At 59.4% G+C, this 25,321-nt stretch carries 28 protein-coding genes; 16 read left to right on the top strand and 12 right to left on the bottom strand.

Going from position 1 to position 25,321, the window contains the following annotated elements:
• Positions 1–96: 96 nt before the first annotated feature.
• Together I3J13_RS04930 and I3J13_RS04925 are read left to right on the top strand one after the other, a co-directional pair.
• Complete coding sequence (locus I3J13_RS04930) at positions 97–1,509, top strand: aminotransferase class I/II-fold pyridoxal phosphate-dependent enzyme (protein ID WP_196378155.1); 1,413 nt, start codon at positions 97–99, stop codon at positions 1,507–1,509.
• A gap of 72 nt (positions 1,510–1,581) precedes the next feature.
• On the top strand, positions 1,582–1,899 hold the full coding sequence (locus tag I3J13_RS04925) for a hypothetical protein (protein ID WP_003524488.1): 318 nt from the start codon (positions 1,582–1,584) through the stop codon (positions 1,897–1,899).
• A 79-nt stretch (positions 1,900–1,978) separates the two neighbouring features.
• On the opposite strand, the gene I3J13_RS04920 is transcribed toward I3J13_RS04925, so the two are convergent.
• Positions 1,979–2,437, bottom strand: coding sequence for an Rrf2 family transcriptional regulator (locus tag I3J13_RS04920; protein WP_059759145.1), 459 nt, complete (start codon positions 2,435–2,437; stop codon positions 1,979–1,981).
• Positions 2,438–2,591: 154 nt separating this feature from the next.
• On the opposite strand from I3J13_RS04920, the gene I3J13_RS04915 reads away from it, so the two are divergent.
• The gene (locus tag I3J13_RS04915; RefSeq protein WP_196378154.1) at positions 2,592–3,479 is read left to right on the top strand and encodes an NAD(P)/FAD-dependent oxidoreductase; all 888 of its coding nucleotides are present in this window, start codon (positions 2,592–2,594) and stop codon (positions 3,477–3,479) included.
• On the opposite strand, the gene I3J13_RS04910 is transcribed toward I3J13_RS04915, so the two are convergent.
• Positions 3,480–4,256: an AraC family ligand binding domain-containing protein gene (locus I3J13_RS04910; RefSeq protein ID WP_196378237.1), complete on the bottom strand. Its 777-nt coding sequence runs from the start codon at positions 4,254–4,256 to the stop codon at positions 3,480–3,482.
• A 94-nt stretch (positions 4,257–4,350) separates the two neighbouring features.
• On the opposite strand from I3J13_RS04910, the gene I3J13_RS04905 reads away from it, so the two are divergent.
• Positions 4,351–4,758 (top strand): DUF2000 family protein, encoded by a 408-nt coding sequence (locus I3J13_RS04905; RefSeq protein WP_196378153.1) that lies wholly within the window; start codon positions 4,351–4,353, stop codon positions 4,756–4,758.
• A 69-nt stretch (positions 4,759–4,827) separates the two neighbouring features.
• Here I3J13_RS04905 and lepA read toward each other — a convergent pair whose 3' ends face one another.
• The 3 genes from lepA to I3J13_RS04890 all read right to left on the bottom strand — a co-directional run bounded on the left by lepA (position 4,828) and on the right by I3J13_RS04890 (position 8,202).
• Positions 4,828–6,666: a translation elongation factor 4 gene (lepA, locus tag I3J13_RS04900; protein WP_035240402.1), complete on the bottom strand. Its 1,839-nt coding sequence runs from the start codon at positions 6,664–6,666 to the stop codon at positions 4,828–4,830.
• Between the two features lie 61 nt (positions 6,667–6,727).
• Positions 6,728–7,597, bottom strand: a complete 870-nt coding sequence (locus I3J13_RS04895) for a carbon-nitrogen hydrolase family protein (RefSeq protein WP_196378152.1) — start codon at positions 7,595–7,597, stop codon at positions 6,728–6,730.
• Positions 7,594–8,202: a GNAT family N-acetyltransferase gene (locus I3J13_RS04890; RefSeq protein ID WP_196378151.1), complete on the bottom strand. Its 609-nt coding sequence runs from the start codon at positions 8,200–8,202 to the stop codon at positions 7,594–7,596. Before I3J13_RS04890 ends, I3J13_RS04895 begins: the two co-directional genes overlap by 4 nt.
• A gap of 73 nt (positions 8,203–8,275) precedes the next feature.
• Between I3J13_RS04890 and I3J13_RS04885 the strand changes: the two genes are divergently transcribed.
• The 3 genes from I3J13_RS04885 to I3J13_RS04875 all read left to right on the top strand — a co-directional run bounded on the left by I3J13_RS04885 (position 8,276) and on the right by I3J13_RS04875 (position 9,893).
• Positions 8,276–8,677 (top strand): ketosteroid isomerase-related protein, encoded by a 402-nt coding sequence (locus tag I3J13_RS04885; protein ID WP_196378150.1) that lies wholly within the window; start codon positions 8,276–8,278, stop codon positions 8,675–8,677.
• Between the two features lie 98 nt (positions 8,678–8,775).
• Positions 8,776–9,354 carry a helix-turn-helix domain-containing protein gene (locus I3J13_RS04880; RefSeq protein WP_196378149.1) on the top strand — a complete coding sequence of 193 codons (579 nt, stop codon included), beginning with the start codon at positions 8,776–8,778 and terminating at the stop codon, positions 9,352–9,354.
• 20 nt (positions 9,355–9,374) lie between these two features.
• On the top strand, positions 9,375–9,893 hold the full coding sequence (locus I3J13_RS04875; protein ID WP_196378148.1) for a GNAT family N-acetyltransferase: 519 nt from the start codon (positions 9,375–9,377) through the stop codon (positions 9,891–9,893).
• A gap of 18 nt (positions 9,894–9,911) precedes the next feature.
• Here the strand turns inward: I3J13_RS04875 and I3J13_RS04870 are convergent, their stop codons facing one another.
• Positions 9,912–10,985: an alpha/beta hydrolase family protein gene (locus tag I3J13_RS04870; RefSeq protein ID WP_196378147.1), complete on the bottom strand. Its 1,074-nt coding sequence runs from the start codon at positions 10,983–10,985 to the stop codon at positions 9,912–9,914.
• 145 nt (positions 10,986–11,130) lie between these two features.
• On the opposite strand from I3J13_RS04870, the gene I3J13_RS04865 reads away from it, so the two are divergent.
• Positions 11,131–12,225 carry a helix-turn-helix domain-containing protein gene (locus I3J13_RS04865; RefSeq protein ID WP_196378146.1) on the top strand — a complete coding sequence of 365 codons (1,095 nt, stop codon included), beginning with the start codon at positions 11,131–11,133 and terminating at the stop codon, positions 12,223–12,225.
• Between the two features lie 6 nt (positions 12,226–12,231).
• On the opposite strand, the gene I3J13_RS04860 is transcribed toward I3J13_RS04865, so the two are convergent.
• On the bottom strand, positions 12,232–13,335 hold the full coding sequence (locus I3J13_RS04860; protein WP_080852804.1) for a TRAP transporter substrate-binding protein: 1,104 nt from the start codon (positions 13,333–13,335) through the stop codon (positions 12,232–12,234).
• Between the two features lie 162 nt (positions 13,336–13,497).
• The gene (locus I3J13_RS04855) at positions 13,498–13,968 is read right to left on the bottom strand and encodes a group III truncated hemoglobin (RefSeq protein ID WP_003524506.1); all 471 of its coding nucleotides are present in this window, start codon (positions 13,966–13,968) and stop codon (positions 13,498–13,500) included.
• Positions 13,969–14,107: 139 nt separating this feature from the next.
• Here I3J13_RS04855 and mbfA point away from each other — a divergent pair, with 139 nt between their 5' ends.
• Positions 14,108–15,091: an iron exporter MbfA gene (gene mbfA / locus I3J13_RS04850; RefSeq protein ID WP_196378145.1), complete on the top strand. Its 984-nt coding sequence runs from the start codon at positions 14,108–14,110 to the stop codon at positions 15,089–15,091.
• A 56-nt stretch (positions 15,092–15,147) separates the two neighbouring features.
• Here mbfA and I3J13_RS04845 read toward each other — a convergent pair whose 3' ends face one another.
• Positions 15,148–15,762, bottom strand: a complete 615-nt coding sequence (locus tag I3J13_RS04845; protein WP_003524508.1) for a transglutaminase-like cysteine peptidase — start codon at positions 15,760–15,762, stop codon at positions 15,148–15,150.
• 118 nt (positions 15,763–15,880) lie between these two features.
• Positions 15,881–16,669, bottom strand: a complete 789-nt coding sequence (locus I3J13_RS04840) for an alpha/beta hydrolase (RefSeq protein WP_142780041.1) — start codon at positions 16,667–16,669, stop codon at positions 15,881–15,883.
• 187 nt (positions 16,670–16,856) lie between these two features.
• On the opposite strand from I3J13_RS04840, the gene infC reads away from it, so the two are divergent.
• The 6 genes from infC (at position 16,857) to pheT (ending at position 22,809) form a co-directional block, all read left to right on the top strand.
• Positions 16,857–17,393, top strand: coding sequence for a translation initiation factor IF-3 (gene infC, locus I3J13_RS04835; protein ID WP_078051391.1), 537 nt, complete (start codon positions 16,857–16,859; stop codon positions 17,391–17,393).
• A 190-nt stretch (positions 17,394–17,583) separates the two neighbouring features.
• Positions 17,584–17,787 carry a 50S ribosomal protein L35 gene (gene rpmI / locus I3J13_RS04830; RefSeq protein ID WP_035264590.1) on the top strand — a complete coding sequence of 68 codons (204 nt, stop codon included), beginning with the start codon at positions 17,584–17,586 and terminating at the stop codon, positions 17,785–17,787.
• Between the two features lie 40 nt (positions 17,788–17,827).
• Positions 17,828–18,232, top strand: coding sequence for a 50S ribosomal protein L20 (gene rplT / locus I3J13_RS04825; RefSeq protein WP_003493358.1), 405 nt, complete (start codon positions 17,828–17,830; stop codon positions 18,230–18,232).
• Positions 18,233–18,407: 175 nt separating this feature from the next.
• Entirely contained in the window at positions 18,408–19,286 is an 879-nt protein-coding gene (locus I3J13_RS04820; RefSeq protein WP_035264593.1) for a phosphotransferase, read from the top strand.
• On the top strand, positions 19,279–20,361 hold the full coding sequence (gene pheS / locus I3J13_RS04815) for a phenylalanine--tRNA ligase subunit alpha (protein WP_003507467.1): 1,083 nt from the start codon (positions 19,279–19,281) through the stop codon (positions 20,359–20,361). The genes I3J13_RS04820 and pheS overlap by 8 nt, the downstream gene beginning before the upstream one ends.
• Positions 20,362–20,385: 24 nt before the next feature.
• Positions 20,386–22,809, top strand: a complete 2,424-nt coding sequence (pheT, locus tag I3J13_RS04810) for a phenylalanine--tRNA ligase subunit beta (protein ID WP_196378144.1) — start codon at positions 20,386–20,388, stop codon at positions 22,807–22,809.
• A gap of 58 nt (positions 22,810–22,867) precedes the next feature.
• Here pheT and I3J13_RS04805 read toward each other — a convergent pair whose 3' ends face one another.
• Complete coding sequence (locus I3J13_RS04805) at positions 22,868–23,869, bottom strand: aldo/keto reductase (protein ID WP_196378143.1); 1,002 nt, start codon at positions 23,867–23,869, stop codon at positions 22,868–22,870.
• 117 nt (positions 23,870–23,986) lie between these two features.
• On the opposite strand from I3J13_RS04805, the gene I3J13_RS04800 reads away from it, so the two are divergent.
• Positions 23,987–24,877, top strand: a complete 891-nt coding sequence (locus I3J13_RS04800) for a LysR family transcriptional regulator (RefSeq protein ID WP_196378142.1) — start codon at positions 23,987–23,989, stop codon at positions 24,875–24,877.
• Here the strand turns inward: I3J13_RS04800 and I3J13_RS04795 are convergent, their stop codons facing one another.
• Complete coding sequence (locus tag I3J13_RS04795) at positions 24,878–25,321, bottom strand: GNAT family N-acetyltransferase (protein WP_196378141.1); 444 nt, start codon at positions 25,319–25,321, stop codon at positions 24,878–24,880.

The raw sequence follows: 25,321 nt of genomic DNA, 5'->3' as shown, positions 1-25,321 counted from the left end.
CTTTCTTGATCCCGAATGGCTGGCAGGAACAGCGACAATCATATACAATTTCAACAAACTGTTATGGTATCGCAAGCGATACAGTTGGAGGAAAGTGTGGACGGACAAGTCGCTGTGGGCACGCGCATAGAAAAGGTAATGGCAAGTGTACGGCAACGCATCGCCTCGCGCAGCCTCGTGTCGGGCGCGCGCCTGCCGTCGGTCAGGGCGCTGGCGAAGACCATGCAGGTTTCCACCTCCACCATTGTCGAGGCCTACGACCGGCTCGTGGCGGATGGTACGATAAGCTCGCGCCCCGGCTCCGGTTTTTTCGTTTCGGGCCCGCTTGCGCCCCTGTCGCTCGCCGATATCGAGCCGCAGCTTGATAGGGCGGTGGATCCCTTGTGGGTCTCGCGGCAGGCGCTGGATGAAGGTTCCGTTCTCGCCAAACCCGGCTGCGGCTGGCTTCCCGCATCGTGGATGCCGCAGGAAGCGTTGAGGCGGGCGATGCGCGGCCTTGCCCGCGCCGACGCCGCCCTGCTGACGGATTATGGCAACCCGATGGGGCTGCTGCCGCTGCGCCAGCTTCTGTCACGCAGGCTGGCCGAACACGGGGTGCAGGCGGGCGCCAGCCAGATCATGCTCACCGATTCCGGCACGCAGGCGATCGATCTTCTGTGCCGTTTCCTGCTGCAGCCGGGGGATACGGTGATTGTCGATGACCCGTGTTACTTCAATTTCCACGCCCTCTTGCGGGCGCATCGGGTGAAGATCGTCGGTGTTCCCTATACGCCGACCGGACCGGATCTGGCACTTTTCGAGCAGGCGCTGAAAGAACATCAGCCCCGGCTTTATATCACCAATTCCGCAATCCATAATCCGACAGGTGCAAGGCTTTCCGCCGTTTCCGCCCATCGCCTGCTGATGCTCGCCGAGCAGGTGGGGCTGACCATCATCGAGGATGATATTTTTGCCGATTTCGAAACCCAGGCCGCGCCCCGGCTGGCGGCCTTCGATGGTCTGAACCGCGTCGTCCAGATAGGCAGTTTTTCAAAAACACTATCGGCCTCCGTGCGGTGCGGTTTCATTGCAGCACCCATGGCTTGGGTGGAAGCCCTGACCGATCTCAAGATCGCCACCACTTTTGGCGGAACGCATTTTTCGGCGGCGCTGATCCTCTCGCTTTTGACCGATGGCAGTTACCGCAAGCACGTCGAGGCGCTCAGGCAGCGTCTTGCGGCAACGATGCCGGAGGTGGCGGCGCGTCTGAGGTCGGTCGGATGTGTGCCGTGGATCGAACCGCAGGCGGGCATGTTTTTATGGTGCCGTCTGCCGGACGGGGTTGATGCCGCCGATGTGGCGCGCCGGGCGCTTTCGCGTCAGGTGGTGCTGGCCCCCGGCAATGTGTTCAGTTCCTCGCAGAACGCCTCCGGTTTCATGCGTTTCAATGTCTCGCAAATGGCAGGTCCGCAGGTCATGACGGTGCTGGCGGAGGCGCTTCAGCAAACGCCCGAACCTTGTCGGTTGTAAGCGTTGTGGAAGGAATCGGAACAAAATCCCGTGAACGTCGTTTTCTCCGCAGAATGAAGAGGAGGAAACACCATGACATTCGATCCCAACAACCCGCGTCCGGACCGCGATCTTCGTCCGGAAGTGAATATCAGCAATGAACCGCGTGCCCGCACGTCGTCGTCCTGGGTGCCGTGGTTGGCGATCATCGTCGTCGTATTGGTGGGCGTTTTCGCCTGGTCGCAGATGAGCGGCCCCACCACCGATCCGGCCACGACATCCTCCACCACGCCGCCTGCGGCAACGGATCAGGCACCGGCGCCCATGGCTCCGACCGCTCCGGCAACACCGCCTGCGAACAACACCGCACCGGCAAGCCCGAATACGGGCGGCACGCAGACCCAGCCGTAACGGGCCTACTGATATGATAAAACCGCCTGCCTCCGGGCAGGCGGTTTTTCTTTGCGAGAGGAGGACGGTTGCCCGCCCCTTAAAGCTGCTCCATCGCGGAGGGGTGGTTGGAAACCCTGGACCAACGGCTGATGGATTCCTGTGCCAGCTGCGAAAGAGCAATGCTTCCGAAACGGGACAGCAGAATGTTTTCCGCCTCTTTCATGGCCTCGAAAAGTGCTGCATTGACGGCCTGTTCGATGACGCAGTTCGGGTTGTCGCCCGCCAGCCCGATTGAGAACAGTTCCGGTGCGCCAAGCGCCCGATAAATATCGAGCAGCGTGATTTCGCTGAGCGGCCGCGCTAGCACCCATCCGCCGCCATGGCCTTTTTCCGACGAGACATAACCATGCTCGCGCAAGCCGGCCATTGTCCTGCGCACCACCACCGGGTTGGTCTGAAGCATCGCCGCGATGCTCTCGGATGTCGCCGCACCCTTATGATTTTCCATATGGATCAGAATATGCAGCACCCGTGAAAGGCGCGTGTCGTGTCTCATTGTCCAAGTCCGTCTGTTTACACCGAAGCTATCACTTTCGAGGTGACGTAACAATATAAGTTGCGTGACTATTGACTCCGAAAATCACGTAACAATATAAGTATCGTGAAATGAACGGGCACTTCCGCCTCTTTCCTGAAACGATGGGTACATCATGAAATTCGACGTCATCATTATCGGCGGCAGCTATGCCGGCCTCTCGGCCGCCCTGCAGCTTGGACGCGCCAGAAAAAACATTCTGGTGGTGGACGCCGGTGAACGGAGAAACCGTTTCGCCAGCCATTCCCACGGTTTTCTCGGCCAGGATGGCAAGGAGCCGGGTGAGATTATCGCCGAGGCGCGCCGCCAGATCGAACGTTACCCGACCATAGGTTGGGCTGAGGGGAGGGTGACAGATGCCGAAGGCTCCTTCGGCGATTTTGTAGTCGAGATCGATGGCAGCCGCCGTGAGACAGCGGACCGGCTGATCCTCGCCATGGGGGTCACCGATGAATTGCCTGCTATTGCCGGGCTGAAAGAGCGTTGGGGCTCTTCGGTCTTCCATTGCCCCTATTGCCATGGTTACGAGCTCAATCAGGAAAAGATCGGTGTCATCGCTGCTTCACCTCTGGCCATTCACCACGCATTGATGCTGCCCGACTGGGGCGAGACGACCTTTTTCACCAATGGCGTATTCGAGCCGGATGGGGATCAGCAAGCATTGTTGTCGAACCGGGGCGTGCGGATGGAAACAACCCGCATCCGGGAAATTACGGGGCATGCGGATGTCGTTCTGACGGATGGACGCAGCATCGCATTGGCTGGCCTTTTCACCCAGCCGAAATTGCATATCTCCTCGAACTGGCTGGAAAAACTTGGCTGCGCCGTGGAGGAGGGGCCGATGGGATCGACCATCGTGACAGATCCCATGAAACAGACCACCGCCCGCGGCATCTTCGCCTGCGGCGATGTGGCAAGGCCTGCCGGCTCGGTCGCCCTTTCGGTGGGAGACGGCGCCATGGCGGGCGCTGCGGCTCACCGGTCGATCCTGTTTCCGGAATGATCAATGCGAAACAAGGTTGAGCCAGCGTCCAGGCGGCATGCCGAAGGCATTTTTGAAATGCCGGGTAAAATGCGCCTGATCCGCAAAACCGCAGGCAAATGCCGTTTCCGCAAGGCCCGCACCCGCACGCATCATGTCCTTGCATTTTTGCAGTCGGCGCATGATGAGATAACGGTGCGGGCTGGTGCCGAACAGGAAGCGAAAGTGCCGAAAGAGCGTGAAGCGGTCGAGCCCGCTTATCCGTTCCAGCTCTTCAGAGCCGACCGTGTCGGCGCTATTCTCCAGCAGATAGTCCCGGCACCGTAAAACGGCGACCCGGTCGATCCGTTTGATCGTTCTGGCGCTTCCTTTTGAATGTTTCCAGAGCAAATCCGCCAGTCTCGACTGCCAGTCGGTGAGAAGCAGATTGTCCGGCTCGCCTTCCAGATTGCCAAGAGCCTCAATGAGGCATTGCCGGAATTCCTCATCCTCGATGACGGGATTCTGGGCGAAGGGCAGCGCATTATATCCCGCCTCAGTCGTTTTTTCGGGCGGAAGATAAAGCATACGGTAGCGCAGGCCTTCATCGGTGCCTGCGCCGCCATCGTGAACTTCGTCCGGATGCAGCACGATTACCTTTCCGGGCGTGCTGAAATGCGATTTTCCCCGATAGGAAAAGGTCTGAACGCCGGAAAGCGTGACACCCAGCGCATAGGTATCATGACGGTGCGGCGCATAGGCGTTGCCATGAAAGCGCGCTTCGATGCGCTCTATGCCTTCGCTGGAGGGCGCCTGCACGATCCCTTCGAATTTGCACGAACGTTCAAGATCGCCGACGCCCCGAGGCGCTAGGATCGCTTCTCTTTCGTAACCACAGCCAGATTGAGTTCGCATGTTTGATACCAAGATCGCCGTCATCCTTCGCGATGACCTTGCCGTGTGGCAAAAACTGAACGTTACCGCATTTCTCATGTCCGGGATCGTCGCCCAGACCAAGGAGATCATTGGAGAACCATATCGCGACGGGGCGGGCAACGTCTATAATCCCCTGTCCATCCAGCCGATTGTCGTCATGGCCACGGATCAGGAGGCGCTGCGCAAAATCCACCAGCGATCCCTCGAGCGCGACGTCACGACATCGCTTTATATCGAGGAAATGTTCGCAACGGGGCACGATGTCGCCAATCGCCAGGTATTTTCGGAGTTTTCTCCTGACAACGCCAAGGTGGTCGGCATGGCGCTGAGGGCCGACAGGAAGATCGTCGACAAGATCACCAAGGGCGCAAAGCTGCACGCGTGATAGAACCTTAAACGCAAAAGGGAGGCTCTGGGCCTCCCTTCCATAGCGATGGCAATATGATTTTGCCGCTTATTCGTCGTTCATCTTTAGCGCAGCGATGAAGGCTTCCTGCGGAATTTCCACCTTGCCGAACTGGCGCATGCGCTTCTTGCCTTCCTTCTGCTTGTCCAGCAGCTTGCGTTTGCGCGTCGCGTCGCCGCCGTAGCACTTCGCCGTCACGTCCTTGCGCAGCGCGCGCACGGTTTCGCGGGCGATGACCTTGCCGCCGATGGCGGCCTGGATCGGGATCTGGAACATGTGCGGCGGAATGAGTTCCTTCAGCTTTTCGCACATGCCGCGCCCGCGCCGGTCGGCCGCCGAGCGGTGCACCAGCATGGAGAGCGCATCCACCGGATCGCCATTGACGAGGATCGACATCTTGACGAGGTCGCCTTCGCGATAGTCGATGATGTTGTAATCGAAGGAGGCATAACCCTTGGAGATGGATTTCAGCCGGTCGTAGAAATCGAACACCACTTCGTTGAGCGGCAGTTCATAGGTGATCATCGCGCGGTTGCCGACATAGGTCAGCTCCGTCTGCAGGCCGCGCCGGTCCTGACAGAGTTTCAGGATGCCGCCGAGATATTCGTCCGGCGTCATGATCGTCGCCTTGATCCACGGCTCGCGGATTTCCTTGATCTTCACAACGTCGGGCATGTCGGCCGGGTTGTGCAGTTCCTTCTCCGTGCCATCGGTCAGCGTCATTTCATAGACGACCGAAGGCGCTGTCGCGACGAGATCGAGATTGAACTCGCGCTCGAGGCGTTCCTGAATGATTTCGAGATGCAGCAGGCCGAGGAAGCCGCAGCGGAAACCGAAACCGAGAGCGGCGGAGGATTCCATTTCGAAGGAGAAGGAAGCGTCGTTGAGGCGAAGCTTGCCCACTGCCGCGCGCAAATCTTCGAAATCGGCCGCATCGACCGGGAAGAGGCCGCAGAACACCACGGGCTGCGCGGGCTTGAAGCCGGGCAGGGCCTGTGCCGTCGGGCGCTTGTCGTCGGTGATGGTATCGCCAACACGCGTATCGGCAACTTCCTTGATCGAGGCGGTGATGAAACCGATCTCGCCGGGGCCGAGGCTGTCGACATTGACCATCTTCGGGGTCAGCACACCGACGCGCTCGATACCGTATTTCGCGCCCGAACCCATCATGCGGATCTGCTGGCCCTTGCTCAGCACGCCATCGATGACGCGCACCAGAACCATGACGCCGAGATAGGTGTCGTACCAGCTATCGACCAGCAGCGCCTTCAGCGGTCCGTTTTCGCCGACTTCGCTCTTCGGTGGCGGCAGACGGTGGACGATGGCTTCCAGAACGTCGGGAATGCCAAGACCGGTCTTGGCGGAAATCATCACGGCGTCGGAGGCGTCGATGCCGATCACCTCTTCGATCTGCTCCTTGATGCGGTCGGGTTCGGCCGCCGGCAGGTCGATCTTGTTGAGTACGGTGACCAGCTCGTGATTGTTGTCGATGGCCTGATAGACGTTGGCAAGCGTCTGGGCTTCCACGCCCTGCGATGCATCGACCACCAGCAGCGAACCTTCGCAGGCCGAAAGCGAGCGGGACACTTCGTAGGCGAAGTCGACGTGGCCGGGTGTGTCGATGAGGTTCAGCACATAGGTTTCGCCGTTATTTGCCTTGTAGTGCAGGCGCACGGTCTGGGCCTTGATGGTGATGCCGCGCTCGCGCTCGATATCCATCGAATCGAGAACCTGTTCCGACATGTCGCGTTCGGCAAGGCCGCCCGTCGACTGGATCAACCGGTCGGCCAGCGTCGATTTGCCGTGATCGATGTGGGCAACGATCGAGAAGTTGCGGATATGGTCCAGGGGCGTGCGGGTCGAATTTGTGCTCATGTCCCGCGCTATAGCAGGGGCTTGTCACACCGCAAAGCGGGAATTTGGTTAAAAGCCCTTTAAAATGGGCTTTTCAGATCGCAAATTGCTCCGGCCAGTCGCGGCGGGTGGCCACCTGTCCCTCGGTGCGGAGCCTTGCGACGGCGGCAAGATCGATATCGGCGATCAGAAGCGTGCTCTGTGTCACCGCATCGCTTTCGCTTTCCGCGACGATACCGGATGCGGGCATGCCGTAGTCGGACGGCACGTAAAGGGCGGCGCGGCCGCGATTTTCATCAACCGCAGGAGACCAAGGGGCCTCGCCAGCGGTGGGGGAGGAGAGGATGGCATATTGGTTTTCCAATGCCCTGGCCTGGGCGCCGATGCGTACCCGGTAAGCACCCGCCAGCGTGTCGGTGCAGCTGGGGGCGAGAACGAGTTCGACGCCCAGCTCCGCCAGCCTGCGGCCCAGCATCGGGAACTCGTTGTCGTAGCAGATGAGAATGCCCAGCCTGCCGATCGGTGTCTCGAAGGCTTTCAGGCCCTCGATGCCGGCATGAATGTTCCATTGCTCCCGCTCGAAACGGGTCATGATCTGCTTGTCCTGATAACCGATCAGCCCATCCGGGCCGAACAGCCATGCGCGGTTGCGAAACTTGCCGTCGGGATCCTTCACCGGCGCGCTGCCCGGCTGGAAGAGGATTTGATGTTGCCGCGCCAGCTCCTCGCAAAGCTCCACCCAGGAGGGTATCAGCGGCTGTATCTCTTCGATGGAACGATGCAGATCGGAGCGCGCGGCGGGCGGCAATTGCCCGGTCAGCGCCATGGCCGAATATTCAGGAAGCAGCAACAATTCCGCGCCTTTTTCCTTCGCCTCGCGAACGATGGCGGAGAGATGTGCGGCATAAGCCTCCCATGTCTCGATCAGCTCGATGGCATATTGGCTGGCGGCGAGGCGCGTCATTTGTCTCCGTCTCCGGCAAAAATGGTCTTCATCCAGAAGGACAGCGGTTTCGGGCTTTCAACGCTTTCGTCGAGGTCCTGCCATGTGAAACTGGTGCGCAGTTCCGGGTGATGGCTATAACCGCGCTTTTCCCAGAAGGCGTTCAGCGGCACGTAGTCCGCCGGCCGTCGTGGATGGTCTGCGGGTCGCTCCACAGCACAGAAAGTGCACCTGTCGAAACCGAGCCGCTTTGCATGCGCCTCCCGCTCCTCGAAGAAGCGCACTCCGATTCCGTGGCCGCGATAGCCGGGCAGTAACACGCTTTCACCGAAGTAAAATATGCGGTTCGGATCGTAACCCGCTTTGACGAAGGGCGCTTTCACCTCTTCGGTCTCTGCCGCCATCGGCATGCCGGTCGACATGCCGACCACTTTGCCGTCATCGAGCGCCAGCACGAAGACGGCGCCGTCCGTATCGGCATAGGTCGCGAGATATTTGCGCTCATAGTCCAGCGAGCCGTCATAGAGATAGGGAAAGGCGCGAAATACTTCGATCCGCAGGCGCGCGAGGTCATCGAAATAGGGTGTGGCGTCAATGCCGGAAAGAGACTTGATTTCGACGGTCATGGGCATTTTCACTTTCGGTTGCACTGGTTATACCGTCATGGAAAACCCGCGCAAGCATTGAACGGAGAAGACGATGACCGCTGCCGAGACCATCCGCGCCTATTACGTAGCCTTCAACCGTCAGGACATGGATGCCTTTCTGGCGCTTCTTCACGATGAGGTGGTGCACGACATCAATCAGGGCGAGCGCCAGACCGGCAAGGCCGCCTTCGCCTCCTTCATGGACCACATGAACCGCTGCTATAAGGAAAATCTCACCGACATGGTCATCATGGCGAGCGAAGACGGCAAGCGTGCTTCCGCCGAATTCATCGTCAATGGCGAATATCTCAAGACCGACGAGGGATTGCCCGAGGCGAGTGGCCAGAAATATGTGCTGCCGGCCGGTGCCTTTTTCGACCTGAAGGACGGAAAAGTTAGCCGGGTAACGAACTACTATAATCTGAATGACTGGATTGCCCAGGTCGGCGCCTGAGGCGCTCTTTTGCCGCAAAGCGACCAGCGGCAAAGAAGATGATAGTTTCCATTATCGTGGATATTGACTCCATCATATGAGAGTGTAATTCTTATATAATGGAAAACGAAGATCATATTCTTGAACGCTCTATCGGCGAGCGGATCAAAACATTACGGGCTGAAAACGGCCTGACGCTGGACCGTCTCGCGTCCGAATCCGGCGTCAGCCGCGCCATGATTTCCCGCATCGAGCGTGGCGAGGCGAGCCCCACGGCCTCGCTGCTGGCCCGTATCTGCGCAGCCCTTGGCTTGTCGCTCTCCGGTTTCTTCGCCGAAAACGAAGAGGCTGTTTCCCCGCTCACGAAAAAGCGCGATCAGCAGCTCTGGAAAGATCCGGAAACCGGTTATGTCCGCCGCGCCATCTCCCCGCCACGTGTGGGATCCGATGTCGACATCGTTGAAGTCGAATTTCCGGCCGGCGCGCGCGTCGGTTTCCCTCCGCATGCGGCGAGCCGGGGGATGACGCAATATGTCTGGCTTTTCGAAGGTGTGCTGGAAATGACGAGCGGCGGAGAGGTTCACCGGCTGGAACCCGGCGATTGCCTTTTCATGCCGGTTGGCGAGGGGCATGTTTTCCACAATCCTACCGAAAAACCCGCCCGTTATGCCGTCGTGCTGGACCAAAGACAGCGCTGATTTCCCCGACAGGAGTTAGTATGACCACCATCCGAGTGTTGAACGGACAAGAGACCATCGATGTCTTGCCCGAACTCTGTGAGGTTCTGGCTGCCTGCGTGAACGGCGGCGCATCCGTTGGCTTCATGTTGCCCTTTTCGCCGCAGGATGCGCAGCCTTTCTGGCAGGCCGTTGCAGAAGCGACAGGCGAGGGCAGCACCATTCACGTGGTGGCGGAGGTGGATGGCAGGGTGGTGGGTACCGTTCAGGTCGGCCTTGTCTCCAAACCCAACCAGCCGCATCGCGGCGATCTGATGAAGCTTCTCGTGCATCCGTCCGCGCGAGGCCTGGGGCTTGCCCGCAAGCTCATGCAAAAGGTGGAAGAGGAGGCGGCGAAACGTGGTCGTACCCTTTTGGTGCTGGATACGGCCACGGGCAGCGATGCCGAGGCGATTTATCCTCGCCTCGGTTGGGAGCGGGTCGGCGTCATCCCCGATTACGCCCTGTTTCCGGATGGACGCTTTTGCGGCACGACCCTGTTTTACAAGCGGATCGGCTAGGCCTCTCAATCTGCCGCCCTATTGACCCGGCTTCAGCGTGCGGTTGAAGGCGGTAGCGATCATCGTCTCCAATTGTGCGTGAATATCGGCACGGTTCCGTGGTCCGGCCGGTTCGCAGATCGGGTCGCGCTCGCCGACGGATTTGAGAAACGCGTCGGCATCCGGTTTGCACAACGGCAGGAAGCTGAAATGATTGGCCTCGTCCACCTGCTGATAGGTCGCGCCGGGCACTTCGTCCGCGAGTTTATCCGCAAGCACGGCCGGCGGAATTTTGCCCTTGCTGCCGAGATTGATGAAGGTCAGCGGAATATCGATCTGCTTCAGGCTGTCAGGCTGGAAGGCGAGGGCCAGACCGGGATCGACCAGCACTGCGGAACGGATGCGGGGATCGCGGTTCTGCTGCTCGAATTGAGCCTTGTCGATGGTTCTGAGATCGAGCTTCGGCACGTTGACTGCCTCGCCATTGAGGTAACCCCGGCCACCGGCGAACCATTGGCAATCCATCATCGTGGCATGGTCTTCGCAATAGCGCGCATAGGCATCGAGATCGGCGCGCGCGCCCGAAATCTCCATTGCCGCGCTGCCGCCCAGCGAAAAGCCGAGCACACCGATCCTTTGCGCGTCGATCGCACTCGACCATTTGCCCTTTGCCGTTAGAACAGTGACAATCGTGGAGAGATCGTCCGTTCGCTCCCAGATTTTCGGCGTGTCGGCGGGTGTGGAATCGCCGCTGGTCGTGCCGGGGTGGTTGGCTCCCGCCACAATGAAACCTTCGCTCGCAAGTTTCGCGGCGATCCATGCCATGCCGGACACTCGTGAACCCGAGCCGTGAGACAGAAGCACAAGCGGCAGCCGACCCGGTTTCACGGCGCCATCTTTGACCATGGGCGTGCCCTGAAAAATCCGGTCATCGACGGAAAGCGTCTGCGTGCCCTTTCCGTCGGATGGATACCAGACGGTGACGGCAAGGTCCTTGCCGCGTGCTGGCGAATGGATGGTGGTTTCGCTGACGCCGACAGCCTCGCCTGCAAGAACAGGCTGGGTGACGAGAGCGGAAAACAGGATGGTCGTGATGGTGGTGATAGGGCGCATGAAAACCTCGTGCGGTTGGAAAGAACGGGGTTCAATCTGCGCCGCCACATATTTTTTGCGTCCTTGATCGTGTTAAAGGTCGTCCCGAAACGCGATCTGGTCCATGAATTGGCGATATAGGCCGTTGTTCCGGGGATATTCATTCGTGCTGTTCATTCCGCTGCCTTTCGTTGTGGCGCTTCTGCTGGTTGTCATGTTCATCGTTTTCTTGCGAGGCGGAGACGATGTGCGAACCAATCGGGCCTTTCTGACGCTGATCGCACTTTGTGCCGTGCAATCCGTCCTTGTCGGTCTGCGCTGGGGGTATGGCGTCAGCGAAGCGCGTTATGTTTTGCCGGTCCTCGCCGCCTGCCTGCCGCCGCTCGTCTACATTGCTTTTCGTGGGCTGATGAGAGTGGCGGCGGAGAGCAGGATAGCGATGCTCGCCAACCTCGCTTTGTCGCCTTTGCTCATCGTCATCATGGAATTCACCTGGCCGATGGCGATTGATCTTGCGCTGATCGTCATCTTTGTCGGCCACGCCATTGCCCTGCTTCTTCTTGGCAGAAAGGGGCCGGATGGGCTGGACGAGGCGCAATTTGCCAGCGTCACCTCGGCGCACCGGGCGCTTATCATCGCTGCCATCGCTCTTTGTGTTTCTGCCCTGTTCGATCTTCTGGTGTTTTTCGATTTCGAATGGGCGCATGGGCAGAATGTTGCAGCGCTGGTCAGCAATGCCAATCTTTTCGGCCTGCTGTTGATTGGTCTCATGGCCGCGCTGGCCGGCAAGAGCAAGGCGCCGCAAACAGCCATAGAACCTGTCGCGGAATTGTCACCGTCGGCGGAGCCATCGGAACAGGACCGGGATATCGTTGCAAGGGTTGATCGGCTGATGGAGACACAGGCGCTTTACCGCGACGAGAACCTCAACCTGTCGCGGCTTGCAAGACGCCTCGGCCTGCCGAGCCGGCAGATATCGGGCGCGATCAACCGCTCGCTCGGCGTCAATGTCTCGCAATATGTCAACCAGTTGCGCATCCGCGAAGCCTGCCGGTTGCTGGAAGAGACGGAGCAATCGGTGACCGCGATCATGCTGTCCTCCGGCTTTCAGACCAAGTCCAACTTCAACCGCGAATTTCGTCGCGTCACCGGCATGAGCCCGGTCGACTGGCGGGAGCGTGAAGTGTGGAAGCTGGTCTCGCCAAACAAAACGGCCACCCGGCAGATGCCGGATGACCGTTTGAAGATCGTCGGGAAATGATGGGGATCAGAGCGTGCCGTTGCGCTGCTGGATCATCATGTAGGTGTCATAGGTATATTCGGCGATCTGCGCCCAGAGATAGGCATCTTTCTTGAAGGCCTGCTGGCTCTCGTAAATCTTCTTGAAGCTTTCGTTCTTGGCAGAAATCTCCGCATAGGTGTCCTGCGCCGCCTTGTGGCAGACATCGAGGATTTCCTGGCTGAAGGGGCGCAGGATGGCGCCCTGCGCTACGAGTTCCTTCAGTGCCTTCGGATTGCGCGCATCGTAACGCTCCAGCATGCTGGCGCTGCCGGCGGCGCAGGCGTCTTTCAGGATACGCTTGTAGTTCTCCGGCAGCTCATTGAACTTCTGCAGGTTCACGAAGGCATGCACGGCCGGGCCGCCTTCCCACCATGCCGGGTAGTAATAATATTTCGCAACCTTGTAGAAGCCGAGCTTCTGGTCGTCATAGGGGCCGACAAATTCGGTGGCGTCGATTGTGCCCTTTTCCAGAGCCGCATAGACATCGCCGCCGGCGATCTGCTGCGGTGTCACGCCGACCTTCTGCATCACCTGGCCGGTCAGGCCGGCAATGCGCATCTTCAGGCCCTTCAGGTCATCGATGGTGTTGATTTCCTTGCGGAACCAGCCGCCCATCTGGGCGCCGGTATTGCCGAGGAGGATTGAGTAGATATTGTGCTGGGCAAGGAATTCATTCAGCAACTCGTTGCCACCGGCCTGATTGAACCAGGCATTGGTCTGGCGTGCATTGAGGCCGAAGGGAACCGAGGTTCCGAGCGCGAAGGTCGGATCCTTGCCAACGTAATAATAAGCGCAGGTATGCGCCATTTCGACGGTTCCGGCCGTTACCGCATCCGCCGCCTGAAGCGCCGGCACGATTTCACCGCCGGCAAAGTGCTGAATGACGAAGTTGCCGCCGGAGGCCTCCTTGACATGGTCGGCGACGATCTGGCCCGCGCCGAACAAAATGTCGAGGCCCTTGGTGAAGGACGATGTCATGCGCCAGGTGATCTTGGGGTTTTCCTGTGCGATGGCCGGAGCGGCAAGCGCCGTTGCGGTAACACCGGCGCCGAGAGCGCCCGCCTTGCGGATAAATGATCTGCGATCCATGTCGATAAGCCCTGCTATGTCTGCATATTACAGGCGAACCGCACGGTACGCCTCCCGCTGGCTACTAATCATTTATCCCTGCAGCCATCAAGAGGGAATGTTCGAAACTTGCGTGATCTCCGGTGATGCTTGGCGAATGTTGCTTCGTCACGTCTTTCCGCGTCATTTGCTGCGCATCAACGCCGGGTCGTCCATTGCGGGATTATAAAACAGCGAAAGCGTCAGGCTTCTGGCGATGCGTTCCGCCGTTTCCATGAACCAGCCATGGGCCTCCCTGTTCGGCGCGATGTCATCCAGCGTGGCGGAAAAAAGCGCAAGCCATTGCGGGAAAAGCTCCGCCGACATGCCCTTTACGCCGAGATGCGCCTGCACGGGCTTGCCGCCATAGCCACCATTCTTGAACGCGACAGCCGCCCAGAACTGTTTCATCCTGGCCATATGTTCCGGCCAGCGCCCGGCAAGCCGCGCATCAAAAACCGGGCCGAGCGTGGGGTGTTCAAGAACGCGGCCGTAAAATGTTTCCACCAGCAAATCGATGAAACCGGCATCGACGCCGATCTCCGCCATGGCTTTCTCCGCCCTGTGCTGAATTTCCGCGCTGTGGGCAGCTCTGGCCGCAACATCGTCCTGCATGGTGTTTCCTTTTTTGCGAATTTACCCCGCTACGATGCGGCCCGCAATGCGACCCTTTGCCTTGTTAGAATTATTCTAAAATGGCTTGATCCTGTTGTGGTGTGGATGTATTTAGAATTATTCTAAAAAGGTTTCAGCCATGTTTCGCAGTCTTTTTTCCCTGTCCAAACGCCCCTTTTCCTCCCTCGGTGAGCAGGAGATCCTCGCGCTCGCCATTTCATCCGAAGAAGACGATTCCCGTATCTATCGTTCCTATGCCGACCATCTGCGTGCGCAATATCCGCAATCGGCGAAAGTTTTCGATGATATGGCGGAGGTCGAACAGCAGCATCGAAATATCCTGATCGACATGCATCGCCGCCGCTTCGGAGAAACCATCCCGCTGATCCGCCGCGAACATGTGCGTGGTTTTTACGAGCGTACCCCAGACTGGCTGGTGAAGAATCTGTCGCTCGAAAAAATCCGCGCCCAGGCCGAATTGATGGAAGCCCAGGCGATCCGTTTTTACGACGAGGCCGTCAAGCGCACCAGCGATGCCTCGACGCGCAAGCTCCTCGGCGATCTGGCCGAGGCGGAGCGGGGTCACGAAGACATCGCGCAGATGCTGGAAGAAAAACACCTGGATGAAAACGGCAAGACCGAAGAGGCAGAAACCGCAAGGCGGCAATTTCTTCTGACCTATATTCAGCCGGGTCTTGCGGGGCTTATGGACGGCTCCGTCTCGACGCTCGCGCCGATTTTCGCGGCCGCCTTTGCCACGCAGGATACCTGGCAGACCTTCCTCATCGGCCTCTCGGCCTCCGTCGGTGCGGGTATTTCCATGGGTTTCACCGAGGCCGCCCATGATGACGGTAAGCTTTCGGGTCGCGGTTCTCCGGTAAAGCGGGGCCTGGCCTCGGGCATCATGACGGCCATAGGCGGTCTCGGCCACGCATTGCCCTATCTCATTCCGCATTTCTGGACGGCAACGGCGATTGCCGCCGTCGTCGTTTTCGTGGAACTCTGGGCCATCGCCTTCATTCAGAACCGCTTCATGGAAACGCCGTTCCTGCGCGCGGTGTTTCAGGTGGTCCTCGGCGGCTCACTGGTGCTGGCGGCCGGCATTATCATCGGCAATGGCTGAAAAAGAAAGAGCCCGCGATGGCGGGCTCTTAATTCCATCAAACATGGAACCAGACGTTAGCGCAATGCACCGACCAGCACGTCGCGGCCATCCTCGATGGAGACCCAGCGGCCCGTATTGAAGGACGCCTGCCGCTTCAGATAGGTGTAGTTGGTGTCGGTCCACAGCTTCACGTCGTCGGTGAGATTATCGAGAATATAATCGCCGTCGGTGGTGCGAAGGGTCAGCACGGCATGGCCCTCGCCATCCGGCTTGCGCACGACGGTGATCAGAAGATCAGCCACGGAAAAACCGCGCTCAACCAGCTTCTTGCGCTTCAGCAGCACGAAATCTTCGCAGTCGCCGGCGGTCGTCGGATATTCCCAGACTTCGTCCTTGCCGTAGATTTCCTGGTCGGTCATCGCCACGATGGTGGTGTTGACGGACGTATTGACCTCGCGGATGACATCCCAGCCATAATCCGTGACGCGCGGCGGCGGCGTCGCCTTGCTGCGAATATTGCACTCGTCGGCATATTTCTGACAGAACTCATAATGGCCGATCGGCTGGGATGTGATCCCCCCCGTCACCATGGAAGGGCTTCCCTTGGTTTCCGCCGTGGCGGAGGCAGCAGTCATTAGCCCGGCGGCAACTGCAAACAGCAGCGCACGCGCCAGCGGTGCGTTCATCATGAAACCCGTCCCTTAATTCTTAACGAAAAGTTAAGAGGGATAGGGGGCTTGAGTCAATCACTAGCAATCGGCGGCGCGCAAGACTCGTCGAATATGGTTAAGAGCGTTGCGCAAATGCCTATATTGCAAGGGCTTTGACCGCGGCGAGCATCCGCTCGATATCCTGCGGCCGGGAAAGCCGATGGTCGCCGTCGCGGATCAGCGTCAGCACGACGTCGTCGGAGGGAAGATGTTCGAGAAGCTTCAGCGCATGCTGATAGGGAACATCGGGGTCGCGCATGCCCTGCAGGATGTGAACGGGGCAGCCGGTGGTGATGATACCCTGCAGCACGCGGTTCTGCTTCCCGTCCTCCATCAGCGCGCGGGTGAAGATGTTGGGTTCGGGGCTATATTCCGAATGTTCCTCGAAATATCCCTTTTCCGCCAGAGAGGTTTTTTCCGCATCCGAAAGGCTGGGCTCTATCAGCTCCTGCGTGAAATCCGGCGCTGGCGCAATGAGGACGAGACCGGAGACGGATGGCGCGCCACCCGCCTTGCGCAGCTCCTCGACCATGCGTAGCGCAATCCATCCGCCCATGGAGGAGCCGATGAGAACGACGCGCGATGGCGCCTTTGCGCGCACCACGGCAAGCGCCTCTTCCAGCCAGCGGGAAATCGTGCCCTTCCTGAAGTCGCCGCCGGAGGCGCCATGGCCGGAATAGTCGAGCCGCAGGCAGGCAAGACCGTTTTCAGCGGCGAAGCGATCGAGTTCAACCGCCTTGGTTCCGGTCATGTCGGAACGATAGCCGCCGAGCCATACCAGCATCGGCATATTCTCGCCCGACGCCGCCGGGCGATGAAGGAAAGCAATGTCGCGAGTGTCGTTGTCGGGGCCTACACGCAGGAATTCAGCGGCTTGTTCGGTCATGTATATGCAATTCTCCTGATTTTGGTGCAACAACGGCGGCGTATTTGCAAAAACCGTGACAACAGGTGATCTTTTCGGGCAGATATGCTATTGACTTCGCCACGGCAATAACGACATTTCCGCCGCTTGTACCAAACAAGCTGTTTTTTGCTGACGTGATCCAGAAACAGATCAGGAGAATACGACCATTCGCAGACCTTTCAAAGCCGATGCCCCCGTCAAGGAGGGGCCGCGCTCCAACCGGGAAATTCGGGTTCCCAGAGTTCAGCTTATTGATGAAGAGGGCCAGAACCTCGGTAGCATGCCGACGGATCAGGCTTTGAAACTGGCGGAGGAGGCCGGTCTCGATCTCGTTGAGATTTCGCCGAACGCGGAACCGCCGGTATGCAAGATCCTCGATCTCGGCAAGCTGAAGTACTCGACCCAGAAAAAGGCCGCTGAAGCGCGCAAGAAACAGAAGATCGTCGAAGTTAAAGAAATCAAGATGCGCCCCAACATCGACACGCATGACTATGACGTGAAGATGAAGGCGATGGGCCGTTTCTTTGACGATGGCGACAAGGTGAAGGTAACGCTGAAGTTCCGCGGCCGCGAAATGGCCCACCAGGAACTCGGCATGAAGCTTCTCCTCCAGGTGAAGGAAGACACCCAGGCGATTGCCAAGGTGGAAGCCGAGCCGAAGCTGGAAGGCCGTCAGATGATGATGGTTCTCGCCCCGAAATAATCTTTTTACGCGCTCACATCACCGGCGCGTATCCCACCGCAAGGGGAAATTCTCATTCCCCGTTGCGCTTTTAGCCGACTGCGGTTATAAGCGCGCGTCCGAACGGTCCGGCAGGGCATGCCGAGGCCGTTCCTGAATAGCTTGAAATAGGCCTCGTCTGCCTGTTTCGATACAAAAACGGAGTAGCAAAATGCCCAAGATGAAGACGAAGTCCGCTGCAAAGAAGCGGTTCAAGATCACTGCAACCGGCAAGGTTGTTGCAGCCGCCGCCGGCAAGCGCCACGGCATGATCAAGCGTACCAACAAGTTCATTCGCGACGCGCGCGGAACCATGGTTCTCGCCGACGCTGACGGCAAGAAGGTCGTCAAGAACTACCTGCCGAACGGTCTCTGAGACTTTTCCGCACATTTGGACACTTTAAGGAGATCATGACATGGCACGCGTAAAACGTGGCGTAACTTCCCGCGCCAAGCACACCAAGACACTCAAGGCAGCCAAGGGCTTCTACGGCCGCCGCAAGAACACCATCCGCGCAGCAAAGGCTGCCGTGGATCGTTCCAAGCAGTACGCTTACCGCGACCGCAAGGTCAACAAGCGCAACTTCCGCGCTCTGTGGATTCAGCGTATCAACGCTGCTGTTCGCGAATTCGGCCTGACCTACGGCCGCTTCATCGACGGCCTGAACAAGGCTGGCATCGAAGTCGACCGCAAGGTTCTGTCCGACATGGCTATCCATGAGCCGGCAGCATTCGGCGCGCTCGTCGAAGCAGCGAAGAAGGCGCTTGAGTACCTCAAGGATGCTGGTACGGCCAACGAGTTTGAAACCGCTGTAAAGTAATTACGGCGCGGACAATCTGTTGTTCATTTGAAACCCGCGCCGGTTCTCCGGCGCGGGTTTTCGCTTTTTGGAATTCACGGCAGTTTCGGCAAAGGCGTGGAACGCTTTTGCGTTGAGGTTGCCAAAAGGGTGGGGCATCCGGCTCTCGGTCGGCGGGCTCCATTGGGGGCGGAAAATGCTGGTTGCCGCAAGCGAGGCGGAAAAGGCGAAGGGTTTCCACGTCCATCTCGAAGATGGCGATATCGCAGCCTTGATGCGGGCTTTGCTTAAGAGCGAGCGCCGCGTGCAGAAACTCGAGCTTTCCGCAACAACCGTGTGGATCAAGCGCCAGGGTACCGAAACGCCATCCTGGTGGATAAAGCTGCAGACCTTTCTCGCAAAGCTGCTTCCCTACACTTTCATGCGCCCATCGCCGCCGCTCGATGGCGCAGGCCTGATGCGCCGTGAACTCGAAACATTGCAGGTCTTCAAGGCCCGCGGTTTTCCCGTTCCTCCCATCATCTATTCTTCGTTGACGGCCGTTGTCCTGGGTGATGTCGGCCCCACCATCATGGAGCATATGGACGCGATTAAAACCGCGAGGCCGGCAGAGCATGATGCCCTGCTGGTAAAATCTGCCGAGGCACTCGGCGAATTGCATGCGGCAGGCCTTTGCCATGGGCGACCGCACGTGCGCGACTTTTTTCTCGAGCATGGCCGCGTCGGTTTCATGGATTTCGAGGAGCGCCCGCAGGAAGTCATGCCGCTCGAGACGGCGCAGGCCCGCGATATCTGGCTGCTGTTTCTGCAGGTCGCGACACGCGCCTGCGATGCGCGGAAAACCTGCGATGCCGCCTTTGCCCGCTGGCGCGAAAACGCCCCGCCCCGGGCGCTGGAAGAATTGTGCCGTCTGACCGGCATTCTGGGGCGTTTTTTACCGGTTGCCCGGTTGATCGGGCGCGTGCGGATGGGTAGTGATCTGCGACGCTTTATCATGGCGACCGACTATCTGATGAATGCTGTGAACCCCGAAGCCGCTGTTAAAAAGACCGGCAAGGCAGGAAAAGATGACTGAACTTGATACCTTGAAATCGCAATTGATGTCGGAGATCGCCACGGCTGCCGATGAGCCGGCCATCGAAGCCGTGCGTGTTTCCGCGCTGGGCAAGAAGGGCTCGGTTTCGGAGCTTCTGAAGACGCTTGGCAGCATGACGCCGGAAGAGCGCCAGACCCGCGGCGCCGCCATCAACCAGCTCAAGACCGAAATCACCGACCTCATCGGCGAGCGCAAGAATGCGCTGAAGGACGCTGCCATTACCGCGCGCCTGAAGGCGGAAACGGTGGATGTCAGCCTGCCGGTCCGCCAGTCTCCGGCCGAGCGCGGCCGCATTCATCCGATCAGCCAGATCGTCGATGAAATCACCGCGATCTTCGCGGATATGGGTTTCTCGATCGCCGAAGGTCCGGATATCGAAACCGATTATTACAACTTCACGGCGTTGAATTTCCCCGAAGGCCATCCGGCTCGTGAAATGCACGACACCTTCTTCTTCCAGCCGGATGAAAACGGCGAGCGCAAGGTGCTGCGCACCCACACCTCGCCGGTGCAGATCCGCACCATGGAAAGCCAGAAGCCGCCGATCCGCATCGTCATTCCCGGCAAGACCTATCGTCAGGATTCCGACGCCACCCATTCGCCGATGTTCCATCAGGTCGAAGGCCTTGTCATCGACAAGAAGGCGCATGTCGGCAATCTGCGCTGGATTCTGGAGGAATTCTGCAAGACCTTCTTCGAGGTCGACAGCGTGGTCATGCGCTTCCGCCCCTCCTTCTTCCCCTTCACGGAGCCGAGCTTCGAGGTGGACATCCAGTGTGACCGTTCCGGCCCCATCGTCAAGTTCGGCGAAGGCAAGGACTGGATGGAGATTCTCGGCTGCGGCATGGTGCACCCCAATGTGCTGCGCGCCGGCGGGCTGGATCCGGATGAATATCAGGGCTTTGCCTGGGGCATGGGCCTCGACCGCATCGCCATGCTGAAATATGGCATGCCGGACCTGCGCGATTTCTTCAACGCCGATGTTCGCTGGATGAACCACTACGGCTTCCGCCCGCTCGACATGCCGACGCTGTTCGGCGGTTTGAGCGTTTAATCCGGTTAGCCAAGGAGCAAAGACATGAAATTCACTCTTTCCTGGCTGAAAGAGCATCTCGATACCGACGCGACGCTGGACGAGATTTGCGAGCGGCTGACGGCGATTGGCCTCGAAGTCGAGGACGTTGACGACAAGGCGGCCTACAAGCCTTTCGTCATCGCCAAGGTGCTCTCCGCCGAGAAGCATCCGGAAGCTGACCGCCTGAAGGTTCTCTCCGTCGATGCCGGCGACGGTAAGCCGATGCAGATCGTCTGCGGCGCGCCGAATGCACGCGCCGGCCTCGTCGGTGCGCTCGCGCGTCCGGGCATGTATGTTCCGGGCATCGACGTCACCCTTGCCGTCGGCAAGATACGCGGCGTCGAAAGCCATGGCATGATGTGCTCCGAAAAGGAGCTGAACATTTCCGACGATCACGACGGCATCATCGACCTGCCGGAAGATGCGCCGGTCGGCACCTCCTTCGCCGCCTATGCCGGGCTCGACGATCCGGTCATCGAAATCAACCTGACCCCGAACCGCCCGGATTGCACCTCGATCTACGGTATTGCCCGCGATCTCGCCGCTTCCGGTCTCGGCAAGCTGAAGACGAGACCCGCGCCGTCCTTCAAGGTGGAAGGTGCAACACCGGTCGACGTGAAGCTGGAGCTGGACGACGCGGCGCTCTGCCCCGGCTTTTCGCTGCGGATCGTTCGCGGTGTCAAGAACGGCCCCAGCCCGAAATGGATGCAGCAGCGTCTGATGGCAATCGGCCTGCGCCCCATCAATGCGCTTGTCGACATCACCAACTACATGACCTTCGATCAGGGACGGCCGATGCACGTCTTCGACGCCGCCAAGGTCAAGGGCGATCTGACGGTTCGCCGCGCAAAAGAGGACGAGACGATCCTCGCGCTCGACCAGCGTGAATATAAGCTCGGCCCGAACAATGTCGTCATCGCCGACGAGAAAGGTCTCGAATCCATCGGCGGCGTCATGGGCGGCGAACATTCCGGCTGCGATGACAACACCGTCGACGTGCTGATCGAATCCGCTCTCTGGGATCCGATCAACATCGCCAAGACCGGCCGTTCGCTCGGCATCATCACAGATGCGCGTTATCGCTTCGAGCGTGGCGTCGATCCTGAATATATGGTCCCGGGTCTGGAGCGCACCACCGAACTGGTCCTCGAACTGTGCGGCGGCGTCGCCGGCGAAGCCCGGGTCGTCGGTTACAAGGGCCATCAGCCGAAGGTCGTGGATTTCCCGCTGGCGGAAGTAAAGCGCCTGACAGGTCTGGAAGTCTCTGCGGAAGAGAGCCTCGCCATTCTCAAGGGTCTCGGCTTCGGCGTCGAGGGAACGGGCGAGCGTGTGTCCGTCACCGTGCCGTCCTGGCGTCCGGATGTCGATGGCAAGGCCGATCTGGTGGAAGAGGTCATGCGCATTCATGGCGTCGACAATATCAAGCCGGAACCGCTGGAAAGTTTTGGGGCCGTCAACGGCCGTATCCTGACCACGCTGCAGATCCGTACGCGTACCGCGCGCCGTGCGCTGGCAAGCCGTGGCATGCTCGAGGCTGTCACATGGTCCTTCATCCCGGCAGCGCAGGCAAAGCTGTTCGGCGGCGGTTCACCCGCGCTGAAACTCGCCAACCCCATCGCAGCCGATATGTCGGACATGCGGCCTTCGCTGCTGCCCGGCCTTCTGACCGCCGCGCAGCGCAATGCCGACAAGGGCTATGGCGATGTCGCAATCTTCGAGGTCTCCGGCACCTATGAGGGCGATACGCCTGATGCGCAGCGCCGCGTTGCCGGCGGTGTTCGCCGTGGCACGGCCTCGCTCGCAGGCAGCGGCCGCATGTGGTCCAATGCTTTGAAGGGCGGTGGCAAGCCGGTGGATGTCTATGACGCCAAGGCCGATGCGCTTTCGGTGCTGGAAGCCTGCGGCCTGCCCATGGCCAATGTGCAGATCGAAGCCGGCGGCCCCGGCTGGTATCACCCCGGCCGCTCCGGCACCATCAAGATGGGTCCGAAGGTCGTGCTCGGCTATTTCGGCGAGTTCCATCCAAAGACGCTGTCCGAACTGGATGTCTCCGGCGCCTATAGTGGTTTCGAGATTTATCTCGACGCCATGCAGGAGCCGAAGAAGAAAGCGACCCGCACCAAGCCTGCGCTCGAGCTTTCGCCCTTCCAGGCGGTGAAGCGCGATTTCGCCTTCGTGGTCGACAAGTCTGTCGAGGCAGGCGCCATCATCAAGGCTGCGACCAGCGCTGACCGCAAGCTGATCACCGGCGTCAATGTCTTCGATATTTTCGAAGGGGCATCGCTCGGTGAAAACCGCAAGTCGGTCGCCATCGAAGTGCAGATCCAGCCGGTCGACAAGACGCTGACGGACGAGGATTTCGAGGCGCTGACGGCCAAGATCGTTAGCAATGTCGAGAAATCGACGGGCGGCGTCCTGCGCGCCTGAGCCTGAAGGCATCTGTCGGAATGAAAAAAGCCGCGGCGGTTGCCGCGGCTTTTTGTTTTTAGCGATTGGCCATCCGTGACATCTGTTCTGGGTAACGCGCGCCGGCGACTTTTGCAGGCGAAAGCAGCGCGCCGAGGCTGGCGGCTTCTTCTGCTGTCAGCGACACCTCCGCTGCGGCAACGTTCTTCTCCAGATTGGCGATTTTTGTCGTGCCGGGAATAGGAACGATGAAGTCGCCCTGGGCCAGAACCCAGGCCAGCGCCAGTTGTCCGGCGGTCACGCCCTTCTCAGTCGCCATGTCCTCCAGAAGCTTGATGAGCGCCAGATTGGCGTCGAAGTTTTCGCTCTGGAAGCGCGGCAGACCGCGGCGGAAGTCGTCGGATGCAAGGCTGTCGAGTGACTTCAGCGCGCCCGTTAAGGCACCGCGCCCGAGCGGGCTGAAGGGGACGAAACCGATGCCAAGCTCACGGCAGGTTTCCAGCACGCCGTTTTCCTCCACGTCGCGGGTCCACAGCGAATATTCGCTCTGAATTGCCGCAATCGGATGAACGGCGTGCGCTTTGCGAAGTGTTTCGGCGCTCGCTTCCGACAGGCCGAGATGCTTCACCTTGCCCTGCCGGACCAGTTCGGCCATGGCGCCTACCGTGTCTTCGATCGGAACATTTGGATCGACGCGATGCTGGTAGAACAGGTCGATCTCATCGACGCCAAGACGTTTGAGAGAGGCTTCGGCGACGGCGCGCACATTTTCCGGGCGGCTGTCGGTGCCCACCATCATCTGGCCAGCGGGTTTGCTGGTGTCGATTTTGAAGCCGAACTTGGTGGCGATGACCACCTTGTCGCGATAGGGCTTCAAACCCTTGCCGACAAGGATTTCGTTATTGTAAGGCCCGTAAACCTCCGCCGTATCGAAAAAGGTGACGCCGAGTTCGACGGCGCGGTGCAGCGTTGCAATTGCGCTGCTCTCATCGCCGGTCGGGCTATAGGCATGTGTCATGCCCATGCAGCCGAGGCCAAGCGCCGAAACGGAAAGGTTGTTTCCAAGGGTTCTTTTTTTCATCTGTTCGTCCTTCCATAAGGAACCGCCCATCGCTAAGGGCGTGATGAGAAAATAGCGTCTCATGGCGGTAAAAATAATCGCTGCAAATCCGCTTGGGTTGTTCTATCATTTAGAACAATGAACCGTGTGCAACTCTCCCAGCTGGCCGTTCTCGCCGCCGTTGCCGAAGGCCGCAGCTTTCGCAAGGCTGCCGCCGAACTTGCCATTGCGCCTTCCGCCGTCAGCCATGCGGTGTCGTCGCTGGAGGCGAGCCTTGGGCTGCGCCTGCTTCATCGTACCACCCGCAGCGTTTCTCCGACAGAGGAAGGCAAGCGGCTTCTCGAGACGCTTGGTCCGGCGCTTGCCGATATCGATGCGGTCATCGAGACGCTTGCCGAGCAGGGCGGAAGACCGGCCGGCCCCCTGCGCATCACCCTGCCACGGCTTGCTGCCGAGGACCTCATCGTGCCCCGGCTGGGTGAGTTCCTGCGGCTCTATCCCGACATTTCACTGGAAATTTCAACGGATGATCGCTTCGAAGATATCGTCGCGAAAGGTTTTGATGCGGGCCTGCGGCTCGGAGAGCACCTCGATGCGGATATGATTGCGGTAAAAGCCAGCGGCGCATGGCGCGGCGCGATTGTTGGCGCCCCCTCCTACTTCGCAGAAAATCCACCGCCAATTGACCCAAGGGATCTCATCCGGCATCGCTGCATCCGCCGGCGTTTCGCCAGCGGCCTTATCTATCGCTGGGAACTGGAGAAGAATGGCAAGCCGCTGGTGGTCGATGTGCAGGGACCGCTGATCCTTTCGGACCAGAGCCTCATTCGCAGGGCTGCCATCGACGGGGCAGGGCTTGCCTTTGTTTTCGAGCAGCGTGTCGAGGACGATATCAGGGAGGGAAGGCTGATCCGCGTGCTGGAGGACTGGTGCGCGCCCTTCGATGGTTTCTATATCTATTATCCCTCGCGCCGGCAGATGCGGCCGGCGCTGAGAGCCTTTGTGGATTTCTTCCGCTTCAGGAGTTGATCAGAACTTGATGCGATAGCGGATATGGCCGTCGCTTTTCACGTAGCTGTCGTAGAGCTTCTGGGCGCGGTGATTATCCTCGCCGGTGTGCCAGTACAGCCGTGACCAGCCCTTGTCCTTGCAGATGGCGACAAGATCGTCCATCAGCGCCCGACCTGTCCCCTTGCCACGGATTTCGCCATCGACGAACAGATCTTCCAGATAGCAGTCGGGCGTCTTCACCCAGGTGGAATCATGGAAGTGGTGAATGGCGAAACCGGCCATGCGGTCGCCGAGCAGCGCCACCCGCATGGAAACGCGGGATGCGGGATCGAGAATGCGCGCCCAGGTATGCTCGGTCACCTCATCGGCAAGATCGACATCGTAAAAGGTGAGGTAGTCGGCCCACAGGCGCAACCATTCCGCCCGGTCAGCCGGCTGCGCGTCGCGAATTCTAAGCTCCAT

It is taken from the genome of Agrobacterium leguminum (assembly GCF_015704895.1).
Classification (GTDB): domain Bacteria; phylum Pseudomonadota; class Alphaproteobacteria; order Rhizobiales; family Rhizobiaceae; genus Agrobacterium; species Agrobacterium leguminum.
Note: the sequence above shows the minus strand (reverse complement) of the source record. Positions and strands in the feature narration are given on the sequence as shown.